The sequence below is a fragment of the Bradyrhizobium sp. JR3.5 genome, from assembly GCF_054057015.1.
The window spans coordinates 1,363,399-1,379,235 of the sequence record NZ_JBSRYV010000002.1 but is presented as its reverse complement, the minus strand read 5'-3'; the positions used below and the strand labels follow the sequence as shown (position 1 = coordinate 1,379,235).

Below are 15,837 nucleotides of genomic sequence, written 5' to 3'. Positions count from 1 at the left end.
ATAGCCTCCAGCGCCTACGCCTATGGCCCAGGTTACGGCTACTACGGCGGACCGGGTTATGGCTATTACGGGGGTTACGCCCCCGCGTATTACGGCGGCTATGCGCCGGCATACTATGACTACGGCTACGCCCCCGCATACTACGGCGGATACCGGTCTTACTATGCTCGTCCCGCGTACCGGCGCGTTATTCGCCCCGCATACGCCTACGGCCCTAGGTACTATCGCGGGTATGGCTATCGCTGGTGATCGCCAGCGGCGCCACCGAAGTCTGGGCAACGAACGGTCGCGGGGGGCCGCGGCCTGCTTCGTTGCCCGCGGGTGCTTGAGTGTTTATAGCGAGCGGCGAGACGACCGTGAGCATTGACGTCGGCGGCAGGCATAGACCGATGGCCGGCGTGTCTCCTGTTGGCCCTGGCTGTGTAAAAACACGAAAGATCGAAATGCAGCGAGAATTACATTCCTCAGTTCGCTCTCTGAGGTAAATGAGCTTGCAAATGTGAGGGCTAAGACAGTCTTAGACGATAATTTCTTCTATCGCCCTCAGGTATCTTAGCGTTTTTACACAACCAAGACCCAAAGCGGACGTCGTTGCCACTCAAAGACCGCCAGCAAGAGGGGTACATGGATTGTGAAGCTGGCAGTACGTCCAACGTCTCGTTCTTTAGATTAAGGCTATTCCATATGTCGAGTTCACCAGAGTTTTCGTAGGCAATGCATAGGCAGACGTCTTCTCGGCCGCTGGATGTCCGGGCATATTCGATGCTGTGAATTAGTCCAGAGATAGATAGCGAAGAGTTTAGCGGCACGCTGACAATCATGCCGGCTTGAATCTGCCCTTCTGCTGTCGCGCCGGCCAAAACAAACAGCTGACGACGTTCAAGAGCGAAGGCACGAATACGTCGTGCTTGTCTCCTCCTGGCCCCTTAGCCGATATGGCCAAGAGAGCCTCTTTTTTCCGCTGCTGAGGCTAATGCGGACATTCGTCGGCAGGCGGATCTATGGGTACACGTCCCAGATCGAGGTGCGCGCCGAAGTATCATGCCAAAAACAGCTTCGTAAGATGGGTGTAGCGAAGCGATACCCATCAACCTTGTGCTGCGCGGTGGGATGTTGGGTATCGCCGCGCTCCACCCGTCCTACAAACTACCTGGATGTCGAGCGCTCCTCTCAACCTTTGCGGAACAAGAGCTGGCGTTAACGACGCTTGGCGAATTCCAGCCTGAACGAAATCGCTTCGAAGCTTGTTAAAATTTGCTGGGTACCTGTTCGAAGCACAGGGATCGGGGGAAAGACATGGCAAAGCGGGCCAAACGTGGGAAGACTGAGGCGCTCGCGCTACCGGTGGCGGGAAGAGTTGCAATTGGCGCCGTGGCGGCTGTCGCATTGGGGTACGGTTTGCTGTGGCGCCCGGCGAGCGTTCAACCGATACGGAAGCAAGCCGCGCACCAGGTCCCGGCGCCATCCAGTCCTACGCCATCGACTCCCGTTCACGTATCGGCGCCAGTTCAGGCACCAGCGTCAGTTCCGGTTCCGATCCCGGCCCCAGCGCTCCGGGTCGAAACACCAAAAGCCGCTGATGCTCCCGGAAGATTTGTTCGGCAGATGGTTGATTACGTCAGTCACCAGCCGCCGGGCACCGTCGTCATCGATACCGGAAACACATTCCTTTACCTCGTTCTGAACGACGGACAGGCGATGCGCTACGGCATCGGCGTCGGCCGCGAAGGTTTCACATGGTCCGGTGAACAGACCGTGGCCCGCAAAACAGTAATGGCCGGACTGGCGCCCGCCGGCAGAGATGATTTCGCGCCAGCCTTATCTGCCGCGGTTTATGGCAGGCGGTCCCGGCAATCCGCTCGGCGCCCGGGCGATGTATCTCGGCGATACCGAATATAGAATTCACGGCACCAACAAGCCCGATACGATTGGGAAGCGGGTTTCCTCCGGCTGTATCCGGCTGACCAATGAGGACGTCGTCGACCTCTATGATCGGGTGAAGGTCGGCGCGAAAGTGATCGTGCTTTCGGCACAAGCTGCCCATCGACCATCCCAGGGAGCGCCGCCCTACACCGCCTCAACGCAGGACCCGGCGTCGCCGTCGAATCGACCTTCGGCAACGAACGTGCAGTTGCTGTCAGCTCGACCGAAGATGGCCGATGCCCAATAACTCAGTTCCTTTGTCTAAGATCTACAACCTGAGGCCAAGCAGACCTTTGAGAGGTCGGGTTTGATTCGGCTACGGTCCGTCGCGGGCATTCCGACGGCGCCGGTCATGTGCGCTCTCGAGCTTGATGCGTACATTCGTCGGGGATTTGGCTTTCCGCGGCCGGGACCTTTGCCTGTTGGGGGGAAGGTCTTTGTTTAGGCAAACGCCTTGTCCAGGAGAATGCCTTGGGAAGTTCGGCTGACGGCTTAGTGACGACCTGGTGCGCATCGCGCCAGAGCACTTCGCGCTGGCGCGATGTGGTGATCGTCCGCACCGGCAGGCCGCCCTCCTCAAGCAGCCAGGCGCAGTAGCGCGCGCGGCTGATCGCTTCGCGGGCGTCGGGATCGAACCAGCAAATCACCCAGATCGAGTCGCGCCGCTTGAAGTGCCGCGCGATGCGGCCCGGGATCGGTAGATGCTGTCCGTACCAGTTGAACTGCTCCGAAAGCTCCTGCCGGATCCAATCCGGACAGCCGTTCCGGTGGATATACCAGGACGCACGAAAGAAGCCGCTCTCCACACGGCTGTGCGGGTGGATGAGCGGTGTAACGAACCGCAGATACATGACGACACGGCGCGACGCCGTGTTGCGTCACGCCTCTCGTAGCCAAATTGGATGAATGGAAGAACTGCCGCGAAGCGGCGTTCAGCGCGTGACCGCTAGAGCATGTTGTTTTTTGCCGGAATCGGGATTCCCAGAAGGGACAATTTCTGATTCAAACTCCATGCTGGAACGGGGGCCAGCATGGATGACGCGACCCTATTCGGAAGATCTTCGTGAACTCGCTCTGGCGCGGGCTGACGCGGGCGAGACCGTGCGTTCGATTGCAGAAGCGCTTCAGATCAGTCCTTCCTGTGTGACAAAGTGGAAGAATCTGCGGCGGGAGACCGGAGGCGTTTCTCCCGGCAAGATCGGCGGTCACAAGAAGCCGGTTCTGTCCGGCACCGATGCCGACTGGCTGCGCAAACGCATTCGCTCCGGCCCATTCACTTTGCGGAAGCTGACGCAGGAACTGGCTGCGCGCGGGATCAAGACCGACGTGCGGGCAGTGTGGACGTTCGTTCCATGCCGAAGGGCTGAGCTTCAAAAAAAACGATCCTGCCGGCCGAACAAGATCGTCCCGATATCGCGCGTAAACGGACGCGCTGGAAGACCCATCAGGGCAGGATCGACGCCTCGCGCCTGGTCTTTATCGACGAGACCTGGATCAAAACCAACATGGCGCCGCTGCGAGGCTGGGGACCGAGTGGGCAACGTCTCCAGGCGTCTGCGCCTTTCGGCCATTGGAAGACCATGACCTTCATCGCGGCGCTGCGCCACGACCGGATCAGCGCGCCATGGGTCATCGACGGCCCCATCAATGGCGAGCTCTTCACCCTCTATGTCGAGCAGGTGCTGGCGCCGACCCTCGCAAAGGGTGAACTCGTCATTCTCGACAATCTCGGCAGTCACAAGGGCAAGGCGGCGCGCAACGCCATCCGCGCCACAGGAGCCCATCTGCTCTTCCTGCCGCCCTATAGCCCCGACCTCAATCCGATCGAGCAGGTCTTCGCCAAGCTCAAACACCTGATGCGAGCCGCGCAGCCGCGTGATGTCGAAGCGACTTGGCGCAAGGTCGGCGAACTCCTCGACGTCTTCTCCAAGGAGGAGTGCGCCAACTATCTCAAAAATTCAGGGTACGTTTCCGTATAAACACATCATGCTCTAGCCGATCACAGACGGGCGGCGGCGGTCGGAACGTATCGATCTAAACTTCATGCCGCCTCCCTTGAAAGCGTTGAACAGAACAGGCGCGGGTTGGCTGTTGGCGCCGGGCGGCAGCACATACACCCGCAAACGACCTACGACAAGCCTACTCATCCGGGAGGCGGTTAGCTGGCGCGCCGTCAACGGCCAACAAAAAAGCCGGCGTTGCCGCCGGCTTTCGTGTCTGTTGGCTTGCCGCCGCGCGATCAGTGCGCGGCTTCGAGTGCGGCTTCCTGCCGGGCGATCGTGCCCTTGACGGCCGACTGCACCTTTTCGAACGCGCGGACCTCGATCTGCCGCACGCGCTCGCGCGACACGCCGAACTCGGCGGCGAGGTCTTCCAGCGTCATCGGCTCATCCGCCAGACGCCGCGCCTCGAAGATGCGGCGTTCGCGCGGGTTGAGCACGCCGATCGCACCGTTCAGGGCCTGGCGGCGATGATCGAACTCCTCGCTCTCGGCCATCAAGGCTTCGGCGTTGGGCGAGTTGTCGACCAGCCAGTCCTGCCATTCGCCGGCTTCGCCGTCGTCGCGGATCGGGGCGTTGAGCGACGCGTCACCGCCGAGGCGGCGGTTCATGTCGACCACGTCCTGATCGGTCACGCCGAGGCGCTTGGCAATCAGCTTCACCTGGTCGGGGTGGAGATCACCCTCTTCCAGTGCGGAGATCTTGCTCTTCGCCTTGCGCAGGTTGAAGAACAGCTTCTTCTGGTTCGCGGTGGTGCCCATCTTCACGAGCGACCAGGAACGCAGGATGTACTCTTGTATTGACGCCTTGATCCACCACATGGCGTATGTGGCGAGACGGAAGCCCTTCTCGGGCTCGAATCGCTTCACCGCCTGCATCAGGCCGACATTGCCTTCCGAGACGACCTCGGAGATCGGCAAGCCGTAGCCGCGATAGCCCATGGCGATCTTGGCCACGAGCCTGAGATGGCTGGTGACAAGCTTATGCGCCGCGTCGCGATCGTCATGCTCGCGCCAACGCTTGGCGAGCATGTACTCCTGCTGGGGCTCCAGCATGGGGAACTTGCGGATCTCGGCGAGGTATCGAGAGAGGCCGGATTCTCCATTGAGGACCGGCAACGTAGCTGTACGGGCCATTACTTGCGCCCTCCAGTGGTTCAGGCCCCCGATAGCGGCGGGCCCGGCAGGTGGCCGCTGGGTTAAAGCCGGCCATGCTGCGATGTTCCGCGTTGGATATTCAACGCAGGTGCAACATACACCAAACTGTCCGTGATAGGGAAGGATTGCTGACGTCACGTCCCCGTGTGGCAGCTATAACCTGTTGTCATGGCAAGGCTTTTCAGCAGGGGGTGCGTCATACCGCCGCTGCCAGCGCCTGCTGCAGGAGAAGCAAATCCTCCGGCAAAGCCGACTCCCAGTGCAAAAGTTCCCCAGTCCGGGGGTGTTCCAAAGCCAGCAGATAGGCGTGCAGGGCCTGGCGATCGAGCGCGGTGAGTGCGTCCTTACCTTCCACGCTGAGCTGCCCGGCCTTGGTCTTGAAGTGGGCGCCGTAAACGCTGTCGCCCATCAGGGGATGGCCGAGATGGGCAAGGTGGACCCGGATCTGATGGGTCCGCCCGGTCTCGAGCCGGCAGGCCAAGAGCGAGGCGACCGGCCTGCCGTCGCGGCCGGCAAAACTCTCTCGCACCTCGAAGTGGGTGATCGCCTCGCGGCCGCTCTGGCGCACCGCCATTTTCTCGCGGGCATGCGGATGGCGGTCGATCGGCGCGTCGATCGTGCCGTGGGGCCGGTTCGGCACGCCCCAGGCGAACGCCATGTAGCCGCGCTCCATCGGGCCGGTGCGGCCGTGGTCGGCGAATTGCGCGGTCAGCGACTGATGGGCGTGGTCGTTCTTGGCAATCACCATCAGCCCTGTGGTGTCCTTGTCGAGGCGGTGCACGATGCCCGGCCGCTTGACTCCGCCGATGCCCGACAGGCTGCTGCCGCAATGCGCGATCAGCGCGTTGACCAGTGTTCCCGTGGCGTGGCCGGCCGCGGGATGCACGACGAGGCCCCTCGGCTTGTTGATGACGATGATGTCGTCGTCCTCGAACACGATATCGAGCGCGATGTCCTCGCCCTGAGGCTCGGCGGGCACGGCCTCCGGCACGTCGATTATGATCGTATCGCCCTTGGCGACATGATAAGCGGGGTCGCGCACGACGGCGTCCTTGACGGCCACGGAACCGGCGAGGATCAGCGCCTTCAGCCGGGACCGCGACAGCTCCGCGGTGCGCTGTGCGAGCACGCGGTCAAGCCGGGCCGAGCCCTCGTCGCCCGCGACGATGACCTCCAGCTTCCGACCGCCATTCGAAGAGACCTGATTCAAATCGACCTGTTGCAAAGATAGAGCCTTGTGATGACCGACACCGCTGTGACCGAACCGACCCCCGACCAGGCCGCGCTGATCGCGCGGGTGCGGCGCATGATGCTGATCGCGGGCCTGACCTCGGCATTGGCCGTGGCCGTCGTGTTGATTGCCATCGGCTACCGCCTTTATCGCAGCGAGGGAAGCCCCGTTTCCGTATCCGACGTCACTGCTGCGCTGCCGAAAGGCGCCCGTATCGTCGCAACCGGCGTCGCCGGCGAACGGCTCGTCCTCACGCTTGATATAGGCGGTGCAACAGAGATCCGCACATTTGATGCAAAGACGCTGAAACCTGTCGGCCGGCTGAGCTTCGTCAACGAGCCCTGATCGAGGCAATCGCGAAGCGGCGCGGTCGATCAACCAAAAGCTGCAGCGTATTTTTTGCGCATGCGTTCGCGTATCGAGAATGTGTGCCGCCATCTTTTCGGCCGAGTTGCACGCTCAGCTTGCGCCATGCCGGAGTCCAACCCCAGCGCTTCCTGCGAACAGTACGGTGAATCCGAAGCGGCAGCGTCGTGCACCGACCCGACGCGTCGTGCGGTGTTGACCGCGCTTGCGGGCTGCGCCTGTCTCGCCGCGATCGAGCCCGCAGCCGCCGACGATGAAGAGCAGCCCGGCGCCAGTGAGCGACCGCAAAAAGCCGACGTCCTGGTGCGCGCCGAAGGCGACAAGGCCGGCCAGGTCATCAAGTCGGATGATCTGACGCTGGGCGGACCGCCCGTTCGCGCCTGGCCGCAGGACCCGAAAACTTCCGTCGTCCGCAAAGGTTCGCGGCTCAACGAGGTCGTGCTCGTCAAGCTCGATCCGAACGAGCTCGACGACGCCACGCGTGCCCGCGCGCCTGACGGCATCGTCTGCTACTCGATCATCTGCTCGCATGCCGGATGTCCGATCACCGCCTGGGTGAAGCAAGATCAGGGCGACAAGAACGTTCTGAAATGCCTCTGTCACAACTCCGAATACGATCCGCGGCAGAATGCGCAGGTCGTGTTCGGGCCGGCGCCACGTCGCCTCGCGGCCTTGCCGCTGACGGTTGCCGACGGCGCGATCACGGTCGCCGCGCCATTCGTCGGGAAGGTGGGTGCTCAGCAGGGAGGATGAGGCCACATCGGGATTTCTGCACGACCTAAAGCATGATCCGGAGAAGTGTGAAGCGGTTTTCCGCGCGACAAACGCGGAACGCGTTTGCGCGGAGATCATGCTCAAACAAAACTGAAAAAACAAAACAGAGCAGGGAGGTAGCATCTCATGACAAGCAAGCAGTTATTACTGTCGAGTTGTGTCGCATTCACGTGCCTCATTTCGACCTACGCCGTCGCGGGGCCGATCGAAAACTACAGTTCGGTGACCTCCGCGCGTCTCGAAAATCCCGAACCCGGCAACTGGATGCTCTATCGCCGGACCTATGACGGACAGGGTTTCAGTCCGCTCAACCAGATCAACACGTCCAACGTCAAGGACCTCAAGCCGGCCTGGACCTTCTCGACCGGTGTGATCGAAGGCCACGAGGCGCCGCCGATCGTCAACAACGGCGTCATGTTCGTCGCGACCCCGATGGGGCAGGTGATCGCGCTCAACGCCAAGACCGGCGAAGAGTACTGGCGCTACAAGCGGCAGCTTCCCGACGATCTGTTCCAGCTGCATCCGACCAGCCGCGGCGTCGGGCTGTGGGAGGACAAGCTCTATCTCGCCACCACCGACGACCACGTCGTCGCGCTCGATGCCAAGACCGGCAAGGTGGTCTGGGACACCAAGGTCCAGGACTACAAGAAGGGTCAGTACATGACGCTGATGCCGCTGGTGGTCGACGGCAAGGTGATCGTCGGCGGCTCCGGCGGTGAGTTCGGCGTGCGTGGCTATGTCGTCGCCTTCGACGCCAACAGCGGCAAGGAGCTCTGGCGCACCTTCACCATCCCCGGCGAAGGCGAGCCCGGTCACGAGACCTGGAGCGGCGACGACTGGAAGTCCGGCGGCGGATCGGCCTGGATGACCGGCACCTACGACAAGGACACCAAGACGGTCTATTGGGGCGTCGGCAACGCCGCGCCATGGCCCGGCTCGATGCATGCCGGCGACAATCTCTACACCAGCTCGGTGCTGGCGCTCGATCCCGACACCGGCAAGATCAAGACCCACTTCCAGTATCACCAGAACGATTCCTGGGACTGGGACGAGGTCGATGCGCCGATGCTGATCGACATGCAGCGCGACGGGCGGTCGTTCAAGAGCCTGGTCCATCCCGGGCGCGATGCGATCTTCTGGGTGCTGGAGCGCAAGCCGGACAAGATCAACTATGTCGCCGGCTGGCCGTTCGTGAAGACCAATGTCTGGAAGGGCATCGAGGCCGAGACCGGCCGGCCGATCCTCGATCCCGAGCACAAGCCCGTGCTTGGAAAGCGGGTCGAGTTCTGCCCGTCGCTATGGGGCGGAAAGGACTGGCCGTCGGCGGCGTACAGCCAGAACACCAAGCTCGTCTATGTTCCCGCCAACGAGAATTTCTGCGGCGGCTTCACGGGCGAGAAGCAGCCATTGGTTCCCGGCCAGCTCTGGCTCGGCACCAAGCCGGAGGACATCGGCCTGACGCCGGCACCGAACGCCGATCATTTCGGCGAGTTGCAGGCATGGGATCCGGTCACCGGCAAGAAGGTCTGGCAGCATGACTACAAGACCTCGCAATTGTTCGGCGCGGTGACGGCGACTGCGGGCGACCTGGTGCTGGCCGGCGGCACCAATGACCGGATGTTCCGCATCTTCAATGCCAAGACCGGCGAACTGCTGTGGGAGCAGAAGACCAACTCCGGCATCATGGCGATGCCGATGACCTATGAGGTCGATGGCACGCAATACATCGCGGTCCAGTCGGGCTGGGGCGTCGACGCGCAGCGCATCCAGGATGCGCTCGCCGGCAAGGTTGGGGGCTTCGAGAACAACGTCCCGCAAGGCGGCGTGATCTGGGTGTTCGCGCTCGACAAGAAATAAGGCACGCGATCGGAGCTTCGGTTCTATTGAATCAGAACCGAAGCTCCAGAAAAGCGCTTCTCGCCGATAGGGGGCGATGCGATCGGGAAGCGGCGGTTGGGGAGACCGCCGCTTCCCGGTCCGCTTTGGCTTTCAGCATGATCCTTCCGTATCATGCGCTACTTGCCTTTGGTGTCGACCTTCTGCTTCTCGTCCTCGTTCATCTGCTTGATCGTAGGATCACGGCTGGCCTCGCCGGTAGTTTGGCCGGTGGTCGAGGGCGGGCCGCTGCTCGGAACCGAAGTCTGGTCGGGCAGCACTTTCGCTGGACGCGTCGCGGTCGTGCTCGGCGGCGAGGCGGTCTGCGCAAACGCTGCCTGTGTCGCAAAGAGAAAGACGCCCGCGGACAAGATCGCCGCGAGCGTCTTGAATTTTCGAGGTGGGGTTCTCATCGATCTGCTCCTCTAAAGCGCGATCTGGATCGCGCTTTAGCTGATTTGCTGGGGCATGATCTTCTCGGAAAACCGCTTCGCACTTTTCCGGATCATGCCGCGGATCGATGAGAACGGCCCGCTTCAGCTAACGTTCCTGCTTCAGGTCTCCAGCTGCTTGCCGATCGGAAGCGCCCGAATGCGCTTTCCGGTGGCGGCAAAGATCGCGTTGCTCAGGGCCGGTGCGAACGGCGGCACGCCGGGTTCGCCGACGCCGCTGGGCGGGGTGTCTGCCCCGGGCGGCACGATGTAGACGTTGGTGATCACAGGCGACTCGTCGATCCGGATCACCGGGAAGTCGTCGAAATTGCTCTGCTGCACCTTGCCGTCCTTGAAGCTGATCTCGCCATATCTGGCGAGGCTCAGCCCCATGATCGCGGCGCCTTCGATCTGCGAGGCGATCCGCTCCGGGTTGACGTAGGTGCCGCAATCGATCGCGGTGTCGACCCGCGGCACCGTGAGCTTGCCCTTGTCGTCAACAGCCACTTCGACGATGGTCGCGATGTAGCTGACGAATGAGCGGTGCACGGCGATGCCGAGACCATGGCCTTTCGGCACGGTACGGCCCCACTCGCCCTTTTCGGCGACCAGTTCGACCACCTTGCGGAGCCGCGCAGTGTCGATCGGGTAGCTGTCATAGGGCTCGCCGTAGTTCCAGGGATCCTTCACCGAGGACAGGTTGACGATCCGCGGGCTTCCGATCAGCTCCAGCAGCATTTCCTTCTGGTCGCGGCCCGTCGCATGCGCGATCTCCCCGACCATGGATTGCACCGCGAAGGCGCGCGGGATGTTGGACACCGAGCGGAACCAGCCGATCCGCGTGAACGCGGCCGCTTCCGGATTCTCGCACTGCAGATTGGCGATCTCGAACGGGTTGTCGATCAGGCCCATGCCGAGCTCGAACGGCGCTTCGTGGTTGGCGCCGGCGGCGAAGGTCGAGGCGATGGTCGGCGCCACGCTGCGGTGCCGCCACGCAATCACCTTGCCGCTCTTGTCGAGACCCGCCTCGATCCGTTCCACGGAGACCGTGTGCAGGAAGTCGTGATGCACATCGTCCTCACGGGTCCACTGCACCTTGACCGGCGCGCCGAGTTCCTTCGACAACAGTGCCGCCTCGAGCGCGAAGTCGCATTTCGACTTGCGGCCGAAGCCGCCGCCGAGCAGCGTCACGTTGACGGTGACATTGTCCTCGGGGATGCCGAGGGTCTTAGCGACGTCCTCGCGGGTGCCGCCGGGGCTCTGCACCGGCGCCCAGATCTGAGCCTTGTCGCCCTTGACGTCGGCAACCGCGACCGGCGGCTCCATGCTGACATGGGCGAGATGCGGCAGATAATATTCGCCCACGATCACCTTGTCGGCGCTCTTCAGCGCCGCATCGACGTCGCCTTCCTTCCGCACCACGAGCCCGGGCTTGCGCGCGGCCTCCTCGAGCGAGGCACGATAGGTGGCGGAGTCGTATTTGGCGTTGGCGCCGTCATCCCAGACGATCTTCAGCGCGTCGCGGCCCTTGATCGCGGCACCGGTGTTGCGCGCGATCACGGCCACGCCGCCGAGCGGCTGGAACTTGGACGGCCAGGGCCAGCCTTTGACCTCCATGACCTTCTCGACGCCGGGCACCTTCATCGCCGCGCTGTCATCGAACGACTTGAGCTTGCCGCCGGTGACCGGCGGACGGGCGATGACCGCGTATTTCAGGCCGGGGAGGCGGACATCGGCGCCGTACTGAGCCTTGCCGGTGGTGATGTCGTGCAGGTCGACGATCGAGACCTCGCCCTTGCCGAGATAGCGGAAGTTCTTCGGATCCTTCAGCTTGAGGCCCTCGATGCTCGGCACCGACTCCTTGGCGGCATCGGCCGCGAGATCGCCGAAGCCGATCTTGCGTCCGCTTGAGCTGTGCACAACCTCATGGTTCTGCGCCTTCACCTCGGCGACCGGCACGCCCCATTTCTTGGCGGCGGCGGCTTCCAGCATTGAACGCGCGGAGGCGCGCGATCTGGCGCATCGGGAACAGATAGTGCCGCGTGCTGCGCGACCCGTCGGTGTCCTGGTTGCCGAACTTGACCTCGTCGCCATGCGCCTGCTGGACATGGACGCGCGACCAGTCGGCCTCCATCTCCTCGGCGACGATCAAGGGCAGGCTGGTGCGGACGCCGGTGCCCATCTCGGAGCGGTGCGCCAGGATGGTGACGACGCCGTCGGGGGCGATCGCGACGAACACGCGCGGGTCGACCACGACGCCGTGCGGCATCTTGCCGGCACCGGTCTCATAGGCGAACGCCTGCCGCGTCATCACGGGTGCGGCGAGCACGAAAGAGCCGGCGATGCCGAGACCCTTGAGGATGCTGCGGCGCGAGACGTTCTCGACCTTCACGTGCTTCTCGAAGCCGCGGAGCTTGCGAGAATTGGTGGGTATGTTGGTGCGGATGTTCATGTCACACTCCCGTCGATGCGAGATGGACAGCATTCTCGATCCGCTGGTAGCAGCCGCAGCGGCAGATGTTGCCGGACATGGCTTCGCGGATCTGGTCGTGGTTGGGCTTCGGGTTCTGGTCCAGCAGCGCCGCGGCCTGCATGATCTGGCCGGCCTGGCAGTAGCCGCACTGCGGAACATTGACCTGGCGCCACGCCTTCTGCACCGGATGGTCGCCGGTCGGGTGCAGCCCCTCGATGGTGGTGACCTCGCGGCCGACGACGTCGGAGACCGAGGTGATGCAGGCGCGCACTGCTTCCTTGTCGACGATCACGGTGCAGGCGCCGCACAGCGCCTGGCCGCAGCCGAACTTGGTGCCCGTGAGGCCGGCTTCGTCACGGAGATACCAGAGCAGCGAAAGATTAGGGTCGCCGTCCCAATTCTGTTCCTGGCCGTTGATTTTTAGTTTGATCATGGTCTTTCCTCGCTCTGCTTAAGCTATTGACCGGTGCGGGCAGGGCGGAACGTCTTCCATTGCCTGCGGCCGCGTTGATGTTTGTTTTTGCCAAGATATTCGTGAGCCAAATTGCCGTGCGCCAAGGGGGGTGACGTCAAAGGCTTGCGCTTTGTTCCAAGCACTCCTCTCGCTTCTCGAGCGCCTTGCCCGGCGCAGCATGGTGAAGAACTGCGATGTTAGCAGAGGCAGGCCGCGGGGTGACTTCACAGCCAGGTGTTTTGCATTTCCGTTTGGCGAAAGCAGGGCCGTGCACGATGGAGACATGACATCCGGAGGTGGCCATCATGCGAGCGGCGCGGCCGCATCGCTGGTCCGTGCGGGTGCGTCGCGCTGAGGCCCCGCAGGGCGCAGGGGGCGTTCCGGGGCTGCTGCCGCGCCGAAACCGCCGGCACGGCATGGTAAGCATGGATGACAAAATCCCCACCGCAACGCACAAGCCATCTTGCGGCGGGGCGATTTCGAGGCTATTGCCTTCCCCCTCAACGCTCCCTTCGTCTAGCGGTTAGGACGCGGCCCTCTCAAGGCTGAAACAGGGGTTCGATTCCCCTAGGGAGCGCCAGTGATCTTCCATTCATTTTGATTTTCCTGCGGTTTTTGACAATTTCCCCAAACTGACTGAGGAGGTTTGGGGAATTCTGTTCGCCTTGTGATCTTCAAGCTTTGAGATTGCGCGACGGCCACCGCGGCGACGGTCAGCCTCGCGCGTGTAGCGCTCAGCCTCGCCGAGCGTCAGATGGCCCAGCGTGGCCATGATGTCGTGAGCGGTCGCGCCAGCGTCTGCGAGAAGTCGGCCAAAGGTCTTGCGAAGGCCATGCGGTCGGCAATCAAGCGGTAGCCCGGCCTCCGTCATCGCATCGCGCATCCATCCGCTTTAGCCGTCGACCGTGAATGGCTTGCCCCATTCGGTGGTCAAGATGCGGACGTGCTTGCGAGGGAGTGCGGCGAGGGCGGCGCAAAGGGATTGCGCTTTCTCGACCAAGACCGAAACGCCGGTTTTGCGCCTCGTGTACTCGAAATCGCCAGCGTCGGCCTGCACCCATGTCGTCAGGCTGGTGTCAATGCGAGCGAGCGGTGCCAACGTTGAGCATCAGCTCGTAAGCCGCGCGTTGCTTTGTGCCAAACGCCCATCGGTCCTCGAAGGCCTTCATTTCGGCATCTGTCCGGGTTGTACAAGGTATCGACCTTGATGCGGTCCCGCCACCAGGCTGAGGAGCGCAAGGCCTAACCAGCCGTACTCTCTTGTCGAGGCTTGTTCGGGTGCATTGACGCGACATCTCGCTGCCAGGGCCAGCGCCCCTCGATTTCGAGCGCCAGTGTCCAACTTAGGAAGGTGCGTACCAGGACCAGGCCGGCGAGGAGACCCAGGCTCGTAAAGGTAAGCTCTATGGCGATCGTTTTGACGATATCTGCTGCCACCAATACTTCGAGCCCGAGCAGAAGCGAACGTCCGATGCTGATCTTGTAGCCCTCGTAACGGGACGTGAGTCCGCGACGATAGACGTATCGGCTGGACCATATGATTCCCGCGACGATGATGAAGACTCCAAATATCTCGATGCCTATGCCGACCAAATGTATCCACTGGCTGGTGGTCATCTCGAAGGAGGGCAAGGGAAGGGAGCCGGAATTCATGCTTCAAGTGTCCCCTGCGTCGCAAAGCACAACGAGATCTGTCCGGTGAGCGACCAATTCGCGCACGGGACAGAAGGAACGGACCACGCCGGTCCGTCGCGGACAGCTTTCCGTGCCGCAGCCGTACCCGATTGACCTATGTCAAGACTGGCGCCGAAAACTAGCAGTCAATGAATCGTCGCGAGGACGTGAAATGCAGCTCTGGCTCATACCCACGATCTATGCCGCTTTGAGCATCGCAGGCGGCTTCGTGGTGCCGCGCCTCGAGTCCAGATTTCTCGCTATCAGCCTTCACCTTTCGACGTCGTCGGCCCAGGCGTATCTGTCGGCGGTTGCTTCTGGAATGATGGCCTTGACCGGCATCGTTTTCTCGATCGCCTTTGTGCTCGTCCAATTCAACGCTATCGTCTATTCGCCTCGTCTCGTCGTCTGGTTCGCACGCGATCGGCTCTTGTTTCATTCATTGGGCATGTTTGTTGCGACGTTCATGTACAGCCTCGCGACGCTGGCCTGGGTCGATCGCGCGGACGCGCCAAGCGTTCCTTTGCTGTCCGCGGCCATCGTGGCCGCGATGTTGATGGCTAGCGTGCTGATGCTTTCGCGGCTGGTCGAGCGCTTGAACAATCTTCAGATTACGCGGGTGCTGCAGATTCTGGGAGATAAGGGCAGGGAAGTCATCATCAGCACCTATCAGGCCGCCCCATGGTTGACATCCGGCGAGACGATTCAAGCGCAGCAACCATCCAGAGGGACGGTGCTTACGGTCAAGCGTACCGGAAATCCGCGATCGGTTACGTCAATCGATATCGCTGGGTTGGTAGGCTATGCGCGTCGGATCGACGGAGTCGTCACATTGGATTGCGCCGTCGGCGATACGTTGCTCCAGGATACAACCATCTTGCATGCTCACGGCAAGGTCGCCTTGGTCTCGGAGGAGCAGTGGAACGCATGCATTCATCTCGGCGACCAACGCACCTTCGAGCAGGATCCAAAGTACGCGTTACGCTTGCTGGTCGATATCGCCATTAAGGCCCTGTCTCCAGCAATCAATGATCCCACAACGGCGGTTCAGGCTATCGACCAGATCGAGGACCTGCTGCGGCGGCTGGCAAAATGCGATCTGGAGACCTGCAGCGCGCATGATCAGGAGGGTGTTCTGAGGGTGATCTACCGGATGCCAACCTGGGAAGATTACCTCGCACTCGCCTTCGATGAGATTCGGCAGTTCGGATCGACTTCCATTCAGGTCATGCGCCGCTTGCGCTCCGCTTTGTTGGAGCTTGCCGACTGTATCGGCAGTGAGCGTGCGGTTATAGTTCGCGCTTATCTCAGCCATCTCGATTCCAGCATCGAACGGTCGGGCTTCGATCTGCAGGATCGCGCCGCGGCCCGTATCGAAGACCGGCAGGGGCTAGGCTTGTCGCATCGGCACGAGGACGGCAAAGTCGATCGGTCCGCATTGATGGAATCGGCCGGACGGGCTGCATCGTGACCGCCGGG

12 protein-coding genes, 1 tRNA gene and 3 pseudogenes are annotated in these 15,837 nt (G+C 62.1%); 7 read left to right on the top strand and 9 right to left on the bottom strand.

Annotated features, from left to right (window positions below):
• Positions 1–1,296 precede the first annotated feature (1,296 nt).
• Positions 1,297–2,170, top strand: a pseudogene (locus ACVWW1_RS23330) (L,D-transpeptidase family protein).
• A gap of 103 nt (positions 2,171–2,273) precedes the next feature.
• On the opposite strand, the gene ACVWW1_RS23325 reads toward ACVWW1_RS23330, so the two are convergent.
• Positions 2,274–2,774 (bottom strand): hypothetical protein, encoded by a 501-nt coding sequence (locus tag ACVWW1_RS23325; protein ID WP_456657576.1) that lies wholly within the window; start codon positions 2,772–2,774, stop codon positions 2,274–2,276.
• 184 nt (positions 2,775–2,958) lie between these two features.
• Here ACVWW1_RS23325 and ACVWW1_RS23320 point away from each other — a divergent pair.
• Positions 2,959–3,902, top strand: a pseudogene (locus ACVWW1_RS23320) (IS630 family transposase).
• A 260-nt stretch (positions 3,903–4,162) separates the two neighbouring features.
• Here the strand turns inward: ACVWW1_RS23320 and rpoH are convergent.
• Together rpoH and ACVWW1_RS23310 are read right to left on the bottom strand one after the other, a co-directional pair.
• Positions 4,163–5,059, bottom strand: coding sequence for an RNA polymerase sigma factor RpoH (rpoH, locus tag ACVWW1_RS23315; RefSeq protein WP_021077401.1), 897 nt, complete (start codon positions 5,057–5,059; stop codon positions 4,163–4,165).
• A 217-nt stretch (positions 5,060–5,276) separates the two neighbouring features.
• Positions 5,277–6,257, bottom strand: coding sequence for an RluA family pseudouridine synthase (locus ACVWW1_RS23310; RefSeq protein WP_456660659.1), 981 nt, complete (start codon positions 6,255–6,257; stop codon positions 5,277–5,279).
• 63 nt (positions 6,258–6,320) lie between these two features.
• Between ACVWW1_RS23310 and ACVWW1_RS23305 the strand changes: the two genes are divergently transcribed.
• From ACVWW1_RS23305 to ACVWW1_RS23295, 3 genes are all read left to right on the top strand, one after another.
• A complete protein-coding gene (locus tag ACVWW1_RS23305; RefSeq protein WP_050402671.1) occupies positions 6,321–6,656 on the top strand; it encodes a hypothetical protein in 336 nt (111 codons plus the stop codon).
• A 126-nt stretch (positions 6,657–6,782) separates the two neighbouring features.
• Positions 6,783–7,430 carry a QcrA and Rieske domain-containing protein gene (locus ACVWW1_RS23300; RefSeq protein ID WP_456657575.1) on the top strand — a complete coding sequence of 216 codons (648 nt, stop codon included), beginning with the start codon at positions 6,783–6,785 and terminating at the stop codon, positions 7,428–7,430.
• A gap of 147 nt (positions 7,431–7,577) precedes the next feature.
• On the top strand, positions 7,578–9,308 hold the full coding sequence (locus ACVWW1_RS23295; protein ID WP_456657574.1) for a methanol/ethanol family PQQ-dependent dehydrogenase: 1,731 nt from the start codon (positions 7,578–7,580) through the stop codon (positions 9,306–9,308).
• 158 nt (positions 9,309–9,466) lie between these two features.
• On the opposite strand, the gene ACVWW1_RS23290 is transcribed toward ACVWW1_RS23295, so the two are convergent.
• The 3 genes and pseudogenes from ACVWW1_RS23290 to ACVWW1_RS23280 all read right to left on the bottom strand — a co-directional run bounded on the left by ACVWW1_RS23290 (position 9,467) and on the right by ACVWW1_RS23280 (position 12,663).
• Positions 9,467–9,739, bottom strand: coding sequence for a hypothetical protein (locus ACVWW1_RS23290; RefSeq protein WP_456657573.1), 273 nt, complete (start codon positions 9,737–9,739; stop codon positions 9,467–9,469).
• A 141-nt stretch (positions 9,740–9,880) separates the two neighbouring features.
• Positions 9,881–12,209 (bottom strand): annotated as a pseudogene (locus tag ACVWW1_RS23285) (molybdopterin cofactor-binding domain-containing protein).
• 1 nt (position 12,210) lies between these two features.
• On the bottom strand, positions 12,211–12,663 hold the full coding sequence (locus tag ACVWW1_RS23280) for a (2Fe-2S)-binding protein (RefSeq protein ID WP_173638451.1): 453 nt from the start codon (positions 12,661–12,663) through the stop codon (positions 12,211–12,213).
• A 526-nt stretch (positions 12,664–13,189) separates the two neighbouring features.
• On the opposite strand from ACVWW1_RS23280, the gene ACVWW1_RS23275 reads away from it, so the two are divergent.
• A tRNA-Glu gene (locus ACVWW1_RS23275) sits at positions 13,190–13,264 on the top strand.
• Between the two features lie 12 nt (positions 13,265–13,276).
• On the opposite strand, the gene ACVWW1_RS23270 is transcribed toward ACVWW1_RS23275, so the two are convergent.
• From ACVWW1_RS23270 to ACVWW1_RS23260, 3 genes are all read right to left on the bottom strand, one after another.
• The gene (locus ACVWW1_RS23270) at positions 13,277–13,567 is read right to left on the bottom strand and encodes a tyrosine-type recombinase/integrase (RefSeq protein WP_456657572.1); all 291 of its coding nucleotides are present in this window, start codon (positions 13,565–13,567) and stop codon (positions 13,277–13,279) included.
• Positions 13,568–13,576: 9 nt separating this feature from the next.
• Positions 13,577–13,783, bottom strand: a complete 207-nt coding sequence (locus ACVWW1_RS23265; protein WP_456657571.1) for a hypothetical protein — start codon at positions 13,781–13,783, stop codon at positions 13,577–13,579.
• A 143-nt stretch (positions 13,784–13,926) separates the two neighbouring features.
• The gene (locus ACVWW1_RS23260; protein ID WP_456657570.1) at positions 13,927–14,337 is read right to left on the bottom strand and encodes a DUF1622 domain-containing protein; all 411 of its coding nucleotides are present in this window, start codon (positions 14,335–14,337) and stop codon (positions 13,927–13,929) included.
• Between the two features lie 193 nt (positions 14,338–14,530).
• Here ACVWW1_RS23260 and ACVWW1_RS23255 point away from each other — a divergent pair, with 193 nt between their 5' ends.
• On the top strand, positions 14,531–15,829 hold the full coding sequence (locus tag ACVWW1_RS23255; RefSeq protein WP_456657569.1) for a DUF2254 domain-containing protein: 1,299 nt from the start codon (positions 14,531–14,533) through the stop codon (positions 15,827–15,829).
• Positions 15,830–15,837: the final 8 nt, after the last annotated feature.